This window comes from Rummeliibacillus sp. SL167, assembly GCF_007896505.1.
Classification (GTDB): domain Bacteria; phylum Bacillota; class Bacilli; order Bacillales_A; family Planococcaceae; genus Rummeliibacillus; species Rummeliibacillus suwonensis.
The window spans coordinates 400,664-416,671 of the sequence record NZ_VCBM01000002.1 but is presented as its reverse complement, the minus strand read 5'-3'; the positions used below and the strand labels follow the sequence as shown (position 1 = coordinate 416,671).

16 protein-coding genes are annotated in these 16,008 nt (G+C 35.6%); 7 read left to right on the top strand and 9 right to left on the bottom strand.

The genetic code is table 11. The features are described from left to right. Positions 1-56: 56 nt before the first annotated feature. The 3 genes from ntdP to mutY form a co-directional block, all read right to left on the bottom strand. Positions 57-608, bottom strand: a complete 552-nt coding sequence (gene ntdP / locus FEZ13_RS13320; protein ID WP_146550017.1) for a nucleoside tri-diphosphate phosphatase — start codon at positions 606-608, stop codon at positions 57-59. A gap of 144 nt (positions 609-752) precedes the next feature. Then, positions 753-965, bottom strand: a complete 213-nt coding sequence (locus tag FEZ13_RS13315) for a gamma-type small acid-soluble spore protein (RefSeq protein ID WP_146550018.1) — start codon at positions 963-965, stop codon at positions 753-755. A 204-nt stretch (positions 966-1,169) separates the two neighbouring features. Continuing rightward, positions 1,170-2,249 (bottom strand): A/G-specific adenine glycosylase, encoded by a 1,080-nt coding sequence (gene mutY / locus FEZ13_RS13310; protein ID WP_146553086.1) that lies wholly within the window; start codon positions 2,247-2,249, stop codon positions 1,170-1,172. Between the two features lie 121 nt (positions 2,250-2,370). On the opposite strand from mutY, the gene FEZ13_RS13305 reads away from it, so the two are divergent. Then, positions 2,371-3,345 carry a metal-dependent hydrolase gene (locus FEZ13_RS13305; protein ID WP_146553085.1) on the top strand — a complete coding sequence of 325 codons (975 nt, stop codon included), beginning with the start codon at positions 2,371-2,373 and terminating at the stop codon, positions 3,343-3,345. A gap of 299 nt (positions 3,346-3,644) precedes the next feature. Here FEZ13_RS13305 and FEZ13_RS20515 read toward each other — a convergent pair whose 3' ends face one another. The 3 genes from FEZ13_RS20515 to recX form a co-directional block, all read right to left on the bottom strand. Beyond that, positions 3,645-3,755, bottom strand: a complete 111-nt coding sequence (locus FEZ13_RS20515; protein WP_312755472.1) for a hypothetical protein — start codon at positions 3,753-3,755, stop codon at positions 3,645-3,647. Between the two features lie 147 nt (positions 3,756-3,902). Further along, positions 3,903-4,226 carry a YfhH family protein gene (locus tag FEZ13_RS13295; RefSeq protein WP_243881194.1) on the bottom strand — a complete coding sequence of 108 codons (324 nt, stop codon included), beginning with the start codon at positions 4,224-4,226 and terminating at the stop codon, positions 3,903-3,905. A gap of 4 nt (positions 4,227-4,230) precedes the next feature. Next, positions 4,231-5,028, bottom strand: coding sequence for a recombination regulator RecX (gene recX / locus FEZ13_RS13290; RefSeq protein WP_146550021.1), 798 nt, complete (start codon positions 5,026-5,028; stop codon positions 4,231-4,233). 385 nt (positions 5,029-5,413) lie between these two features. On the opposite strand from recX, the gene FEZ13_RS13285 reads away from it, so the two are divergent. Together FEZ13_RS13285 and rlmD are read left to right on the top strand one after the other, a co-directional pair. Beyond that, on the top strand, positions 5,414-6,223 hold the full coding sequence (locus tag FEZ13_RS13285) for a polysaccharide deacetylase family protein (RefSeq protein ID WP_146553084.1): 810 nt from the start codon (positions 5,414-5,416) through the stop codon (positions 6,221-6,223). A gap of 70 nt (positions 6,224-6,293) precedes the next feature. Next, positions 6,294-7,673: a 23S rRNA (uracil(1939)-C(5))-methyltransferase RlmD gene (gene rlmD / locus FEZ13_RS13280; protein ID WP_186725913.1), complete on the top strand. Its 1,380-nt coding sequence runs from the start codon at positions 6,294-6,296 to the stop codon at positions 7,671-7,673. A gap of 225 nt (positions 7,674-7,898) precedes the next feature. Here rlmD and FEZ13_RS13275 read toward each other — a convergent pair whose 3' ends face one another. Then, positions 7,899-8,258, bottom strand: coding sequence for a hypothetical protein (locus FEZ13_RS13275; protein WP_146553083.1), 360 nt, complete (start codon positions 8,256-8,258; stop codon positions 7,899-7,901). Between the two features lie 742 nt (positions 8,259-9,000). Between FEZ13_RS13275 and FEZ13_RS13270 the strand changes: the two genes are divergently transcribed. Together FEZ13_RS13270 and FEZ13_RS13265 are read left to right on the top strand one after the other, a co-directional pair. Next, on the top strand, positions 9,001-9,330 hold the full coding sequence (locus tag FEZ13_RS13270) for a PadR family transcriptional regulator (protein WP_207893689.1): 330 nt from the start codon (positions 9,001-9,003) through the stop codon (positions 9,328-9,330). Beyond that, positions 9,323-9,985 (top strand): DUF1129 domain-containing protein, encoded by a 663-nt coding sequence (locus FEZ13_RS13265; protein ID WP_146553082.1) that lies wholly within the window; start codon positions 9,323-9,325, stop codon positions 9,983-9,985. Before FEZ13_RS13270 ends, FEZ13_RS13265 begins: the two co-directional genes overlap by 8 nt. Before the next feature lie 274 nt (positions 9,986-10,259). Here the strand turns inward: FEZ13_RS13265 and FEZ13_RS13260 are convergent, their stop codons facing one another. Next, complete coding sequence (locus FEZ13_RS13260) at positions 10,260-11,447, bottom strand: MFS transporter (RefSeq protein ID WP_255473172.1); 1,188 nt, start codon at positions 11,445-11,447, stop codon at positions 10,260-10,262. A 615-nt stretch (positions 11,448-12,062) separates the two neighbouring features. Here FEZ13_RS13260 and FEZ13_RS13250 point away from each other — a divergent pair. Continuing rightward, positions 12,063-12,257: an SE1561 family protein gene (locus FEZ13_RS13250; RefSeq protein ID WP_146550024.1), complete on the top strand. Its 195-nt coding sequence runs from the start codon at positions 12,063-12,065 to the stop codon at positions 12,255-12,257. A gap of 562 nt (positions 12,258-12,819) precedes the next feature. Then, positions 12,820-14,730, top strand: a complete 1,911-nt coding sequence (locus FEZ13_RS13245; RefSeq protein WP_146553080.1) for a heavy metal translocating P-type ATPase — start codon at positions 12,820-12,822, stop codon at positions 14,728-14,730. Between the two features lie 255 nt (positions 14,731-14,985). Here the strand turns inward: FEZ13_RS13245 and FEZ13_RS13240 are convergent, their stop codons facing one another. Next, positions 14,986-16,005, bottom strand: a complete 1,020-nt coding sequence (locus FEZ13_RS13240; RefSeq protein ID WP_255473171.1) for a YihY/virulence factor BrkB family protein — start codon at positions 16,003-16,005, stop codon at positions 14,986-14,988. Positions 16,006-16,008: the final 3 nt, after the last annotated feature.

Below are 16,008 nucleotides of genomic sequence, written 5' to 3'. Positions count from 1 at the left end.
AATCTTCGATTAACAGGCGCTGTCACATTAATAAAAATTCATGCGACATTCCTTTCCTACTCATCATTATTTTCATGCAACTGTCTTCGGAACTCATACCGACTTGTCCATGCTTCTATAAAATCAGGAGCAAATGGACCTCTTCTTTGTTGAATCCAGCTTATAAGTTTGTCGACATTCGATTTCAAGATATGATCAATAACAGGTGGATATCCCATGGCCTTTTTATGTTGTTCATATTCATCTTCATCGAGCAGTGTGTAAGACATATCTGGAAATACTTTAACATCTAAATCATAGTCAATATACTTCACTGCATTATGGTCGAACACAAAAGGTGAACTCATATTACAGTAGTAATATACTCCATCTTCTCTTAACATACAAATAATATTAAACCAATGTTCTGCGTGGAAATAGCAAATTGACGGTTCTCTTGTAACCCAAGTACGCCCATCCGATTCAATAACTAATGTTCGTTCGTTTGCACCGATAATGATGTTTTTGGTAGCCTTTAAAACCATGGTCTCCTGCCAAACTCGATGAATATTGCCATTGTGCTTATAGCTATGTATTTGTATGATTTCCCCTTCTGACGGTATTGCCATTAAAAGCCCACCTTTTTTAATAAACACTCCTCTATGAGCGTTCTTTTGTAACATTATAACAATCCCAACGGAAAACGTGTAGCAAAAAATTGGTGAAGGTATATTTCCTTCACCAACTAAGTAATTCATGGATTAAAAATCATTTTATTTGTTTCCGTATTTGCCAGAAGCTTGTTGTTTATTACGTTCAGCTTGTTGGTTTTGGTTTTTTACTGCTTGAACATCTGTTTCAGCACCAAACTCCTCAGTGTTTTGTTGACCAAAACTCCCAGAAGCTTGTTGCTTATTGCTTTCAGCTTGTTGATTTAATTGTCTTACTTCTTGAGCATCTGTTGCTCCTTTGAATTTCTTTGCCATGAGTATCACCTCCACGCAATATAACTTGTGCATCGAGATTTTTTTTATACTCATGATTTGTTAAAGTTTTGTTTAATCGTAGAGGTCATGTCTTTGCAAGCGAAGCATTTTTGTGATTTGATTATGCCATAAGCCTTTCCCTATTTGCACATGCTTATGCTAAATCATATTTTTTAGAAATCATCAAAAAATCGAGCAATTATTTTACAATGCCGTGTGGGAATCGATTTTGCTATACTGCTGTAAAATTTTTTGCATAGGTACAGGTATTGGCAATCGCTGCATTTCTTCCATTGTAAACCATTCACCTTTTTCAAGTTTCCTGCCAGCTTGCTTTGAATTTATCATATAGCTATCCATATTCCACACAAGATGGGAGAAAACATGCTTAAACGAGATCAGTTTTTCACGACTAATAAGCTCTATTTGATAAGTAGTGGCAAGTACAGATTCATTCGTGTGTTCAGCATGACTATTTTGCTCAAGCATCGGAAATTGCCACATGTTTGCGAGCAAACCTTTTTCAGGTCTTTTTTCTAATAAAATTTCCCCATATTCATTTTGTACAACAAATACATCATAATAGAAGCTTTTCGTTTTGATTTTTTTTGTTTTAATAGGAAGTTTTTCTGGATCTCCTTCGTTGAAGGCTGTACAAAATTCTCTTACAGGACAAAGTAAACATTTGGGTGATGTTGGCGTACATACTAATGCACCCAATTCCATTAATCCTTGGTTGAATTCTGATGGGTGTTTTGTATCGATTAGCTCCATTACTGCGTTTTCGAATGTCTTTTTAGTTTTAGGGACTGCAATATCCTCTTCTATTAATAAGACTCGACTTAGTACTCTCATAACATTGCCATCTACTGCATGTTCCGCCTTATTGTAGGCAATACTTAATATTGCACCCGCGGTATATGGACCTACTCCCTTAAGTTTTGAAATTTCAGGACGGTTATCTGGTACTTTCCCTCCATAGGTTTCAACAACTTCACGGACTCCGGCTTGTAAATTGCGTACTCTTGAATAATATCCCAATCCTTCCCATTGTTTTAAAAGCTTTTCTTCTGGAGCGTTTGCCAATGCTTCAGGTGTAGGGAATTCTTTCATAAAACGATTATAATATGGAATCACTGTATCGACTCTTGTTTGTTGAAGCATGACCTCTGAAACCCAGATTTTATAAGGGTCTTTGGTCTTTCTCCATGGTAAATCTCTTTTCTCATCTTGAAACCATTCGACTAATGCTTGTTGAAATTGTTTTTTATATTGGTAATACACAATTTTCTCCTAATTATTTCGATTTTATTTCATATAAAAAGTGGGTATTATAGTGTAAACTATATCTGAAGATACTTTTGTTATTTTTCATTTCTCCCCAAAACATAAGGAGTTGATCATCTTGGATTCAGGCACACACCTTGTTATGGGCATTGCTTTGGGCGGCTTGGCAATGGTCGACCCGGTTGTCGCTAACCATGCACCAACGACTACTGCCGTCATCGCTGGTATGATTGTCGGTTCTCAAGCTCCAGACATCGATACCATTTTAAAATTACGTAGCAATGCTGTTTATATTCGCCATCATAGAGGGATTACTCACTCTATTCCGGCAGTCATTTTATGGCCTATTCTAATAACAGGAGTTCTTTCTATTATATTCCCTGGAGCGAATCTTTTACATCTTTGGCTATGGACATTTTTTGCCGTATTTTTACATGTCTTTGTAGATATCTTCAATGCTTATGGAACACAAGCATTAAGACCATTTTCAAGACAATGGATCGCACTGGGATGGATCAATACATTTGATCCGATTATTTTTGCACTTCATATTATTGCTTTACTGTTTTGGGCTTTTGGTGCTAACCCCGTTCCAACGATGTTTACATTATATGGGGTCATGTTTATTTATTATATCATTCGTTATTTGCTTCAAAAATCTGTGAAGCAGGCTGTTTTGAACACAATTCCAGATGCTGAACGTATTATTTTGTCCCCTACATCCCGTTTTTTTCAATATAGAGTAGCGGCAAACTCATCCTTATATCATTATGTTGGACGGGCATATGGGCGTTCCATCACGATTTATGATAAATTTTTAATCGAGCCATTACCAGAATCTCCTGAAATCAAAGCTGTCATGAAGGATCCAAATTTTAAAACATTCGTTTCCTTTTCACCATTATATAGATGGGAAGTTTCAGAAATTGAAGACGATTTAATCGAAGTAAGACTAATCGACTTGAGGTATCGTAGTAATAATCGCTATCCATTCGTTGCGATCGCCCATCTTACACAAGATTATAAAATCGTGAAATCCTTTACTGGCTGGATTTTTAGTGAAGATAAATTGCAAAAAAAATTAGTTATATAAAGTAAAGCTTCTATCAGTGGGGGTTTTTCTCACCCCCCACTGATGGTTAGCTAAACCAATCAAGCTTTTACGAGATAAAATTCCAAAAACAACTAAAAATAATATTTCAAATTATAACAATGCTAGGAAAATTCACAACACTTCAGTGGAAAAACAAATGAGTTAAGTTTCGCATGTTACACTGGTTTGTGTGCATAAAACTAAGTTGTTTATCTGCAAAAAGGAAGTGAATTTCTTCGGCTTTTTTAAATGAAACCTACAAGATTTGAAAACAATACTTTATAAACGAAATCATTTTCTCACTCTGCTTTATTTAATAGATGTGCATATTTCGGATTGCGTGCAACAAACTTATGCAACTGTGCCCCCCATAGCTTGCGGTCCATTGCCGAAATGATTTTCTTGGTCATTTCAGCACCACGATACTGATATCCTGCCTTAGCCTATGTAGATTCGAAATCTGACCAAAGGCTCAATTCAAACTCGTGCTTTCTCTTCCGAAATAGCTGGATTTTTGGTACTCAATTTGATCACTAATTCATCGATCTTTTGCTCCACTAAAATCCCTTGACAGGAGTCAACATTGAAATAGGTAAAGCTTCTTCATATTGATTTCCTCCTAAACGATATCCCCAAGCATAAACGCCTTTTAAATAGTCGATTTGGAAGAACATTCCTGGATCATTTTCAATTCGATAAATTTCACCCGGTTTGAAATCATCTGGATTTAATAAATAAGCTTGCGCCAATAATGCTTTTCTTTCATAAACAGCAAACTCATTTAAAATACCGAGTTGTTCAGCTTTACGCGCTTTTTCCTTTAATGTTGCAATTATTTCTCGTAATTCAGTTGGTGTCATTTCACTAAATTTTTTATCCATTGTTTCATTCCTTCTGTTCTATATAAGTATCAATTTTTTCAATTGGAAAGCCTTTTTGATAGAGCGCTTGCTTAACGCGCATCTTTAAATGATAATCACTATATTTATGCGCATACTTGCGCCAAATTTTATCACCCTGTTGCTGTATAATCTCAGCCCATTCCTCATCATCTTTCGACAGTTCAATTTTGTCTAAAACTTGTTCCATAATTGTAAAGGAATATCCTTTTCGCATCAGCAGTTCTTGAACTTTCTGCTTGATCTGGATCGGTGTTTTTTGATGTTCATTGGCAACTATCTTTTCTGCCAGTTGCAAAGCAATCTGTACTTGCTCTTCTTCAGAAAATGATTGTAGAACCTTTTGTTGTAGTTTTTTGTCAATGCCCTTTTTTTCTAAATCCTTCTGTATGGCACGAGGACCTTTTTTAGCTGTTTTCTTTCTCGTTTCTAACAAAGCTTGCGAGTAGCTTTCATCATTTAAAAAGTTGAGTTTCTTTAATTTTTGCAATGTTTCTTGAATCACTGCTTCTCCAAATTCTAAACCCTTCAACTTTTCATATACTTCGTATTCACTCCGCATTTGATAACTCAAAAAGGATAGTGCCCGATTGAATGCCCTTTGAATTTCATCATCAAAAGCAATCTCATCTACCGCTAAATCATCTAAAATCTTGCCCTTGTTTAGACCATACTGAACTAAAATAGCTTCATCTACACTAAACGCATATTCTTCATTTAGATAAATATTATAACGTTCCTGATTACGTTTTTGACGACTAATTTTTGTGATAATTCGTGGCATCTAATCCCTCCTTTGCTATGCTTAGTATACAACTTTACTATGATAATATCATGTAAAGTACTTACGAATACCTTCACCTAGCTATTGCTTAAAATCGGCAACCTTTTTAATCGGTTCTTACTTATATGTTCATAATTGATTTTACATAAACATAAAAAAATTGTTGGAAATAGCTATTAAAAAGAAAACTTTACACAGTGTGATTTTCTTCATCCTTCCATTTGAATAAAACGAACTGCACTGTAACTCGCAAAAAGCATCCAGCTGTCTTGAAACTAACGCATATCAACCTGATCTGCATATACTTCAAAGTCCTTTCAAAACTCTCTATACATAAATTCAAAAAAACAACGCAACCTATCAAAAAAGAAAGGTTGGGTTTAATATGATCAAACAGCATGCTACAGGTATTATAATTGCGATGTCTATTATCATCACTGGTATTATTGCAAACCCATTCAATGCCTCTGCGCAGGAATTTAGTTGGGGATTTAAAAAGGCTCAGAACGAAGTACCACCTGAAGCTGGCGCCAATTTCGACCAATTGCTTGAAAAATACGGAGCCGTCTATAAAGGCAAAAGTGATGATAAAGTAATGTATCTTACCTTCGATTGCGGATATGAGAATGGTTATACCGAATCCATTTTAGATACATTGAAAAAAGAAAATATCCAAGCAACGTTTTTCTTAACTGGGCATTACTTAACAAGTGCCACTCCTTTAGTAAAACGAATGATCAATGAAGGTCATGAAATTGGAAATCATTCTGATAAACATCCAAATATGGCTAGACTTACAAAACAACAAATGCTCGATGAATGGCAAAGATTTGACAAAAAACTAGCTGAACTTACTGATGTTGAAAGAACAGTTTATGCAAGACCTCCCGAAGGTGTTTTCAGTGAAGAATTACTCAAAGCGGGTCAAGAAGCAGGCTATCGCCATATTTTCTGGTCTGTTGCATTTAAAGATTGGATAAAAGATAAACCTCAAGGCTGGCAATATGCATACGACAACTTAATGTCGCAAATTCATCCAGGAGCAATTATTCTTATGCATACAGTATCTCCTGATAATGCTGCAGCACTTCCAAAGTTTATCAAAGATGCGGAGAAAAAGGGCTATCGATTCGATTCCATTAATAATCTTGTTAACGATACATCTTTTTTCGCTAATGGCGAAAAGGCAAGCTGATGATTGATCCTTCCCTTACACGACACCGTTCGCTATAATAATAAGATGAAGTGAAAAGGACGTGTAAGTTTTGGCACAACAACCTACGATGACATTGGGACAAAAAATCCCACTTTCAATCAAAAAACTCGGCATCAACGGAGAAGGGATTGGTTACTATAAACGCAATGTCGTATTTGTAAAGGGAGCCCTTCCCGGAGAAGAAATTTATGCTGAACTCATAAAGGTTAACCGTAACTTTGCAGAAGCAAAAATAGTCAAGATCCATAAAAAATCAAAAGTTCGACAAATACCCCCATGCCAAATTTACGATGAATGCGGAGGATGTCAATTACAGCATATGACCTATTCATACCAGCTTACAGCTAAGCGTGATGTCATTGTTCAAGCCTTGCATAAATACGTGAGATCAGAAGCAAAACATATTCCGATTCGTCCAACAATTGGTATGGAAAATCCTTGGCATTACCGAAATAAGAGCCAATTTCAAGTTCGAAAACCCAGCAAACATGTACTGGCTGGTCTTTATTCGGAAAATAGCCATAAATTATTGGATATCGATGAATGTCTCGTACAATTTCCAATCACCACGAAAATCACAAATGCAACAAAAAAGATAATCGACGATTTGAATATTCCAATATATAATGATCATTCTATGAAGGGAATTATTCGAACAATTGTTGTACGTGCTGGTATTCGAACTGGGGAAGTCCAACTAGTCCTTATTACCACACGCAAGGACTTTCCTAAAAAAGAACTACTTATTGAAAAATTAAAGCAAATAAATCCAGCAATTGTTTCTATTGTCCAAAATATCAATGAAGATAAGACCTCACTTATTTTTGGAAATCGCTCCATTATTCTTGCAGGCAAAGAGACCATCCATGAGGAGCTTGGAGAATTGGCCTTTGATTTATCAGCTCGTGCATTCTTTCAATTGAATCCACAGCAAACTGTTCATCTTTACAATCAAATCAAAAAGGCCGCTGCTTTGACAGGAAAAGAAACCATAGTAGATGCCTATTGTGGTGTTGGAACAATTGGATTATGGCTTGCCAAAGATGCGAAAGAAGTACGTGGGATGGATATTATTCCTGAAAGTATCCATGATGCAAAGGAAAATGCGAAAAAATATGGCTTTAAACATACCACATATGTAACTGGCACAGCTGAAAAATGGTTAGATATTTGGCAAAAAGAGGGATTTATTCCGGACGTATTAACAGTCGATCCTCCTCGTACAGGCTTGGCACCTAGCCTTATCAAAACCATTTTAAAAGTAAAGCCCAAAAAAGTTGTGTATACTTCATGTAATCCATCTACATTGGCAAAAGATTTACAATTATTGACTTCAAATTATCATGTTGATTATATACAACCGATTGATATGTTCCCTCAAACAGCACACGTTGAGTGCGTAGTATTGATGTCAAGGGTGGATAAATAAAACGCTAAAAATGTTTAAAAATAAAGGGTTTCCAGACATTGAATTTTTCTTTCGGCTGTTTAGCCTGAAGTGACAATGTCAGGAAACCCTTATTTTTATTGTTTGCGGGAACATATCAACCGCCCTGAAAGTGATAGGGTTGAGTTGACAGATTAGATAACGGCCTTTTTTCATAGGGGTTGAGGAGACAGAATAGATGTAAATATGAAGAGTCAATCACCCGCGTTATAAAAACGCACTAATTGACTTTAGCCCTTCATTCTCGATCCGTTCCCCAATTTTCAAAAGACCGAAAACCATTAAGTTTCGTGCGTATAAGTATGGTGTTGTGCAATCAGGATAAATCGCTTTAAGAAGAATGGCAATTTGACCATCGCTATCAAGGCTACCGATACCATAATTACTGCCATCGCTATCAGATGGGGTATATGTAGCCGGGTTGATCTCGTCAAAATGGTACTTGATTGCATAAGCTAATGCGAACTTTGCAGCAGTTACCGCAAAGTCAAAATATCCGCTTGTTGCAAGGAGTTCTGCCACCTCATTCGCTTTCTTCGACAAACGGAAATTTATTAGATCAGCCATTTCATTTCACCTCCTGATTAGGTTCGATACGTGTATAGAAGGATGTCTGACGTGTGAGACGGTATTCCTTTTTCAGCGAGGAGCCAAGAGTTTCCCTAGCTCTTTGCTCATCTATTTCGTGTGTGTATGCTAGAAGTACGACTTGCTCGGATAACGACGGTAGGACTTTTATTATGTTCTCTTTATGCGTAGGATCGAGTCGGCCAAATGGTGAGTCCATAATGACAGGGCCACGTAGCGGTGCATTCTTATGCAATGCACCAATTAGTGCAAGTGCAACTACATGCTCAAAACCAGCTGATCGTAGAGGTACAGGATCGCCTCCATCCTTGTGGTAGATGGCAAGTCCATAATTATCATTTATCTCTAATCTCACATAATCAGGATCGTTACTGACGTATAGTTTTAAATGCGTCCGCGGGAACATATCGATGGATAGAAAAAGAACCGAAAAATGAAGTAGGGTCGAGTTGATAGAATAGATAACGTCATAGAGTTGTGGAGATAGGATAGATGTAAAAATTGGTGATATTGAATTTAATATATTGAGCTGACCGCTGATCAGGAGATGAATTCTCTTGATTGGCGGTTTCGTTTTATTAATAGCTCATAAAAAATCAATTTATTGAGAATGATGTTATCATTTAGAGTGAGCAAAAAGAAACTTGACAAAGTTAGTATCTTGCAATACAATATACCTGTATATTGCATTGCAAGATACTAAATGGGAGGTTTTATTATGATTCCTTCACAAATGTTAAAAGGTGTGTTAGAAGGATGCATTTTAGAGATAATCCGAAAACAAGAGACTTATGCATATGAAATCTCGAAACAGTTAGAGCGATATGGATTTGGAGAGATATCTGAAGGAACAATATATCCTATTATTTTGCGCCTACAGAAAAGTGAACTTGTGAAAGCTACTTTACAAGACTCTAATAGCGGACCGAAGCGCAAATATTATCATTTAACTGAGAAGGGGGTTATTAGTCTAAGTGAATTTAAAGTTAACTGGCAAGAACTAGATCATGCGGTTAATCAATTATTTATGGGAGGAAAAGAACATGAATAAATTAGCAAAGGAATTATTAAAGAAAAATAATAATAGGGAAAAAGCGATATTTGATGAAAACAAAGAAATTTATACAAATATGATTGTCTACTTACGGGGTTCTGATTTATCAGAGTACAATCAAGAAGTTGTAAGAGGAGATATTATTGAACTAATTATTGATGGTCAGCAACGAGGCGATAATATTAAAAAAGTCATGGGAGGCAGATATAAGGAAATCTGTGATCAGATTATCGAAGCTATGCCTAAGAAGACAAAAAAAGATAAGGTGATGGATTTTTTAGATATGTCTCTTCATGCACTATGGGTTTTAGGTGTTATTTCTTTAGCTAAAAACTTTATAATTAGCTTAATTTCAAATAAAGCTGGGTTTGAGTTTATCTTAACCGTTGGGGATATTATAAATGGACTTGCAATTATCCTTATAGCAAATGTGATTGTATTGTATATTACTAAAACAGCATTTGGTGCAAAGAAAGAAAAAAAAGTAGTTTCTTTTTTAAAAGCGTGGTTTATTGCTGCAGCTGTTTTGGCAGCTATGAGATTGAGTAATGTATACTTTAGAACCATTGCAGTGAATATTTCTTTATGGTTAGCAGCAATAACTGTCATATTGATTTTTGTTATTTGGAAAATTATAAGTGAAAGAGCGTAAATGAGATTTTCTTAATTTGATTTTGCTAAGTCGACGCGTTCCCGTCTACCGTAAGTGCAAAATTTGCGATAGATATGTTTCCGAGAACGGACATATCTCAAATGACATTTATTCTGTCCTCTCGTGCCATGTGGAATCCGTATCATTATTAACCTTAAAATAAGAAAAATTAGAAAGAGCACAGAATGTTGATCAAACAACATTCTATGCTCTATTTTTATAGCCAAGATAGCACTTACTCTCCCTATGCTAATTACTAACAATCCCTTTAATCTTACTGAATATGCTCTTTTTGTATAGTTTGGCTACGACCGAAAATCCAACTAATCAAAAATATAATAAGCAAAACAGTTGATATCAGTAATAGGAAACTTACATGATGAACATATTGCAAATATAATCCACCAAGAAGAGGTCCCGTTAAACTACCTGTACTAAAGAAAATACTACATATTAAATTTCCAGTTGGAAGCAATTCTTTTGGTGTTAAATCACTCATATATGAAATGCTAAGTGAAAACATGGAGCCACAACACATTCCGGCTAAACAAAAACATACAGCCACTAATATCTCGAACGATTCCACTAAACTACCTAAACCGAAAAAAATTCCTCCACCTAGTAAAATAGACAAAGCAATTTTCCTACGCCCAATTTTGTCTCCTAATGCACCAAGGGGAATTTGCGTAATAATCCCGCCAATTGAAAAAGCAGCTAAGGTAAAAGAAACCATTGAAACCGCAAAATGATTTCGCAAAGCATATACAGGAAACAATGAATTCAAAGTAGACTCTAAAAATCCATAGCAGAGTGAAGGTAAACAAGCTATCCAAGCGTATTTTAAGGTTACCGTATAACGTTTCAGTATATTATTTTCAACACTTTTGGTATGTATAGATTCTGGCCTTTCGTTTTTCAAAAAGAAAACAAGAGACCACGCTGATAGACAAAGAAGTGAAGAAAGGATAAATGGCAATGCTTCGGAAATCTTTGTCAATGGAACGATCAACGGGCCGATAGCAAATCCTATTCCAAATGACAATCCATATATGGCAATATTTTTGCCAAGTCGATACTCTGGTGAAGAACTTGTAATCCACGTTTGTGTTGAATAATGAAGTAAATGATCACCAATCCCTATTAACAGGCGAAGGATAAACCAAAATAATACATTTTTCCACAAAGGGAAGAACAACAATGCTAGAAAGACTACAGCTCCACCACCTAAAATGAGGGGTTTGTACCCAAATTTTCGTAATGGCGGCTCGATAAAGGGGGATATGATCAATGTTCCAATATAAAGTCCTGTGGCATTTAAACCATTCAGTGATGAAGAAACGCCATCTTGTTCAAAAATAACAGATATGAGGGGCATCAGCATTCCCTGTGAAATTCCTGAGATCGATACAATAATCACTAAAATCAAAAATCTCTGTTGCCCTACACGATGACTAAGTTCCACGGCTGCCTCCAAATTACTTATTATGTATTTTGATACTTGTATCATCTTATCATAATCTCACATGACATGTGAATTGTTTTCAAACGCATAAAAAGACTCAGCCCACATAATGAATTGATTGTGTACTGAGTCTATCAATAAATACTTATGATCATACGATGTTACATTAAACTCATTATCGGTCTAGCACGAACCGAGAATCCGTTTAACTCCCTCCCTTCAAATTGCGAGTCTATAGGCGCCTACTTCTTTCCCATTTGTAGCAGAAAATCATTCTATACATTCTAATAAACTGCTTCTAAATTAGAAAATATTATTTGTCAGAATCCGCCTCCGATTTTTTGAAAATTTAGAACATTCCTAATTTTTAATTATGGAACATGCTACATTGATGGGTCAAGAGGCCTTCTCCTACGAATGAATGATTACTTCAGTAATTACGCCCTTTTCCTCCTTTCTTTTAGGTTAATATCATGTTAACACCATATATTAATTTTGTAAATTTTCTTAACTTATCAAAAACTAAAACATATCCTTTGACCTATAATTTTGCATTTACAATTGAAAAAATTAATAAAATCATATACGATGATGAAGACGAAATGAGGTGTAACGATGAGCAAGTCAATTACAGATAAAGAACAACAAGTCAAATATTTAAAGGAACGTCTGCAAATTTTTGTGGAAGTATTAGATGCTATTGATCCCAAAACTGCAGATTTACAAGATATCGATCGCCTTATTGATATGATGAACGATATAGAAGAAAAAATGGAGCAGTTTAAAAATCGCCCTGAAATGGAAATCTAAAATAATTGCTATCTTTCTTAAATATTCATATGAAGTTTTATCCCGCTTTAACGGGCAGTAAGACCCCCATCTCAAGCTTTAGAGAAAAACGAGAAAGATAAAGATGGGGAATCAACTGCCCGTAAAAGTCCAATTGTTTCGGGTGGGCAGGATGTTGGTCCCTCAGGTGTTGCCACAAGACGTGCCTCTTTTAACCTGAGTTCCTCTTTCAGTGGAGTGAAATGAAAAAAACCCCCACTGATGAAGTTTCGCATTATACATTCCTTTTTAAAAAAGAAACTTACAAAAACACGAATGTTGACATGACAGCATTCGTGTTTTTTTCGTTCTAAATGATTTATTCGGCAGAAATATGGTTTTTAAAACACCTCCTCCTTTTGTCACATTTTTTATTCCTTTAATAAAATATTCATCATTGCACTTTCATCCTGCATAACTCTATGTTATAATCATTCTAAATTAAAAATAAATATAAAGATATTTTTATATAAATCATTATCGCCCATAATAAGCATTATATAAGGGTTTTGAAATTGATTTTCATTATCAGGAGGGACTGCGAATGGAATTAGTAAAAGAGAATGAATATCATCTAATTGAGAAAATAAAAGAACATGGTGAATTGATTGCTGCAATAGCATCAGGTATCTTCATATTGATAGCTTGGTTATTAGGAAAATATGGCACCTCTACTTCTTCAGTTACTTTCTATTTACTAGCCTTTGCTATTGGCGGCTTTGCAAAAGCAAAAGAAGGTGTTAAAGAAACAATCGCTAAAAAAGAGTTAAATGTTGAATTCTTAATGATCTTGGCAGCCATTGGGTCAGCAATCATTGGGTATTGGACAGAAGGAGCAATTCTTATATTCATCTTTGCTGTTAGTGGTGCATTAGAAACCTATGCTATGAATAAAAGCCACAAAGAAATTTCAGCCTTGATGAATTTACAACCAGAAGAAGCGTGGTTGATCAAAGAGAATGGTGACACAGAACGTGTAGCTGTTTCCTCTCTAGAATTAGGTGACCGCCTACTCATCAAACCTGGTGAACGAGTGCCAACAGATGGCGTCATTATTGAAGGAGCTACTTCGATTGATGAAGCTGCGATTACAGGCGAATCGATCCCTGTTACAAAATTAGTTGGTGCAGATGTTTTTGCAGGTACTGTCAATATGACAGGTGCTGTAACAATGGAAATGACTAAACCAAATTCTGAATCGCTTTTCCAAAAAATTATCAACCTTGTTCAATCTGCCCAAAGCGAGAAATCCCCTTCACAACAATTTATCGAAAGTTTTGAAGGTACTTATGTGAAAGGTGTGCTGGCAACAGTTGGACTTATGTTGTTTGTCCCCCATTTCCTACTTGATTGGAATTGGAACACAACATTCTATCGTGCCATGGTATTATTAGTTGTCGCTTCTCCTTGTGCACTTGTCGCTTCCATTATGCCTGCAACATTGTCTGCTATATCAAATGGTGCTCGTAATGGTATCTTATTTAAGGGCGGCTTGCACATTGAACACTTAAGTGTCTTAAAAGCAATAGCTTTTGATAAAACAGGGACACTTACACAAGGAAAACCAGTTGTCACAGACTTTATTGTTCGTAACGATGCAGATGAACGACAAATGCTTTCCATTGCAGCAAGCATTGAAGCAAAATCAAACCATCCTCTTGCTCAAGCTATAATTGCCTATGCCACTGAACGTGAGCTTACAACGTTCCATCAAGCTCAAATAGAGGATGTACCTGGCTGGGGGTTAAAGGCGATCGTCGATGGAAAATCTTATAAAGTAGGAAAAACAGATTTTGTAGGGCGCGATGCTGCCTCTACATTCGCTGATGGTATTGCTCCTAAACTTGCTGAACAAGGAAAAACAGTTATCTTCTTAGCGGATGAAGACGGCATTGTTGCTCTTGCTGCGATGAAGGACACAGTTCGTGAAGAAGCTAAAAATGCCATTGCACTATTAAAAGGCTTGGGTATTCATACAGTTATGCTAACTGGCGATAACGAAAAAACAGCAAAAGTAATTGCAAAAGAAGCGGGTGTGGATACTTATATTGCAGAATGTTTACCTGAAACAAAGGTAAATCATATTAAAGATTTGATGAAAACATATCATCATATTGGTATGGTTGGTGATGGTATTAATGATGCTCCAGCTTTAGCGACTGCAACAACAGGAATTGCAATGGGGGAAGGTACTGACGTTGCACTTGAAACAGCTGATGTCATATTGATGAAAAATGATCTTTCTAAAATCTCTTATGCTGTTAAGTTATCACGCAAGATGCAACAAATCGTTAAACAAAACATTGTATTCTCTATTTCAATTATTGCTCTATTAATCATTTTTAATTTCTTGCAAGCTGTCGATCTACCACTTGGTGTAGTTGGACACGAAGGTAGTACAATTCTAGTTATCTTGAATGGTCTAAGAATGCTAAAAAATAATGGATTCATATAGGCTAAAACTTTCTTACAGTATGGTTTTCTTCTTTCATTAGGTATCACTTGGACAAATCGAACTTTTCAGGTAGATGCTCTCCTACTTATCGTCCTGCTTTTTACTAGGGCTTCATGTGAGGGCTTGGCTTACTATCTATTATTACAGAACAAACAAGAATCTGCTCATATCATTATGATTGAGCAGATTTTTACTTATTGATTGAAGTATTCTATTTTGAAATGAACTTTCGATAATCCCTTTATATAGATCTCATCAAGGCTTCTTAGATTTCTCTGCTTTTTTATCTGTTTTTATTTTCATCTCTAGTAATTCTCTTCTTTGTTGCATAATAGCATTCAGCTGCCCACCTACCATCAAAATAATACCTGTCACATACAACCATAATAAAAGGATAATAATCCCACCGATACTGCCATATGTAGATGAGTAGTTTGAAAAATTGTTTATATAAAAAGAAAAACCATATGAAACAATTAACCATGCGATTGTCGAAAATAACGAACCTATTAATACACTTTTTAAATATAATTTAATATTTGGCATCATCCAATACATTAATGTCAAAACACTAAAGATCAAGATTGGTGGCAGGATAATGCGAAATTTATTCCAAATACTTAAAAAATCCGCTGCTAATCCAAATGTTGAAAATAAAAACAGTCCAATTTGTTGACCAAATACAGATAAAACTAAAGCCACTACAATTAATAGGATCAACATTAAGGTAAACACAACAGACATAAATCTTGCAACTACAAAAGGTCTTGTTTCATCTTTATTATAAGAACGATTCAATGATTTTATTAATGCATCTACACCATTCGAAGCCGACCAAATTGTACCGATCACCCCAATCGACAACAAACCACTGTTCCGTTTTTCAAGAACTTCTACGATTGTTCCCTCAATTAGAGTATATGCCTGCTTTGGCAGTAAGGCTTCCAAAAATGTATAAATAAGATCTGGTGGAAAATTCAAATACGGCAATAATGTCATAATAAAGATGAGCAATGGAAATAATGATAATAAAAAGAAATAAGCTAGTTGTGCGCCAAATCCTGTAATATCCGCATCCTTCAACCGTTGGATAAATGCCAATATAAAACCCTTTGGTTCTGTAACATCATATTTTTGAACTAACCTATTTTTTTTTTCAATCTGCATCAATTTCATCTTATCAAACATTTCAGAGGATTTTCCATTTCTCCTAACCGCCGTTTTTGAATTTCTTGAAAGTTTGTATCTTTTTTTAGATCTTTTATGCTTCTTCATAAC

What these genes read in the sequence shown, in the direction of transcription:
- FEZ13_RS13315 (WP_146550018.1), bottom strand. Translation starts at nt 965, where the DNA reads ATGGCAAAGAAATTCAAAGGAGCAACAGATGCTCAAGAAGTAAGACAA.
- FEZ13_RS13240 (WP_255473171.1), bottom strand. Translation starts at nt 16,005, where the DNA reads ATGAAGAAGCATAAAAGATCTAAAAAAAGATACAAACTTTCAAGAAAT.
- FEZ13_RS13265 (WP_146553082.1), top strand. Translation starts at nt 9,323, where the DNA reads ATGAATAAATTAGCAAAGGAATTATTAAAGAAAAATAATAATAGGGAA.
- FEZ13_RS13285 (WP_146553084.1), top strand. Translation starts at nt 5,414, where the DNA reads ATGATCAAACAGCATGCTACAGGTATTATAATTGCGATGTCTATTATC.
- recX (WP_146550021.1), bottom strand. Translation starts at nt 5,028, where the DNA reads ATGCCACGAATTATCACAAAAATTAGTCGTCAAAAACGTAATCAGGAA.
- ntdP (WP_146550017.1), bottom strand. Translation starts at nt 608, where the DNA reads ATGGCAATACCGTCAGAAGGGGAAATCATACAAATACATAGCTATAAG.
- FEZ13_RS13295 (WP_243881194.1), bottom strand. Translation starts at nt 4,226, where the DNA reads ATGGATAAAAAATTTAGTGAAATGACACCAACTGAATTACGAGAAATA.
- FEZ13_RS13275 (WP_146553083.1), bottom strand. Translation starts at nt 8,258, where the DNA reads ATGGCTGATCTAATAAATTTCCGTTTGTCGAAGAAAGCGAATGAGGTG.
- FEZ13_RS13250 (WP_146550024.1), top strand. Translation starts at nt 12,063, where the DNA reads ATGAGCAAGTCAATTACAGATAAAGAACAACAAGTCAAATATTTAAAG.
- FEZ13_RS13245 (WP_146553080.1), top strand. Translation starts at nt 12,820, where the DNA reads ATGGAATTAGTAAAAGAGAATGAATATCATCTAATTGAGAAAATAAAA.
- FEZ13_RS20515 (WP_312755472.1), bottom strand. Translation starts at nt 3,755, where the DNA reads ATGACCAAGAAAATCATTTCGGCAATGGACCGCAAGCTATGGGGGGCA.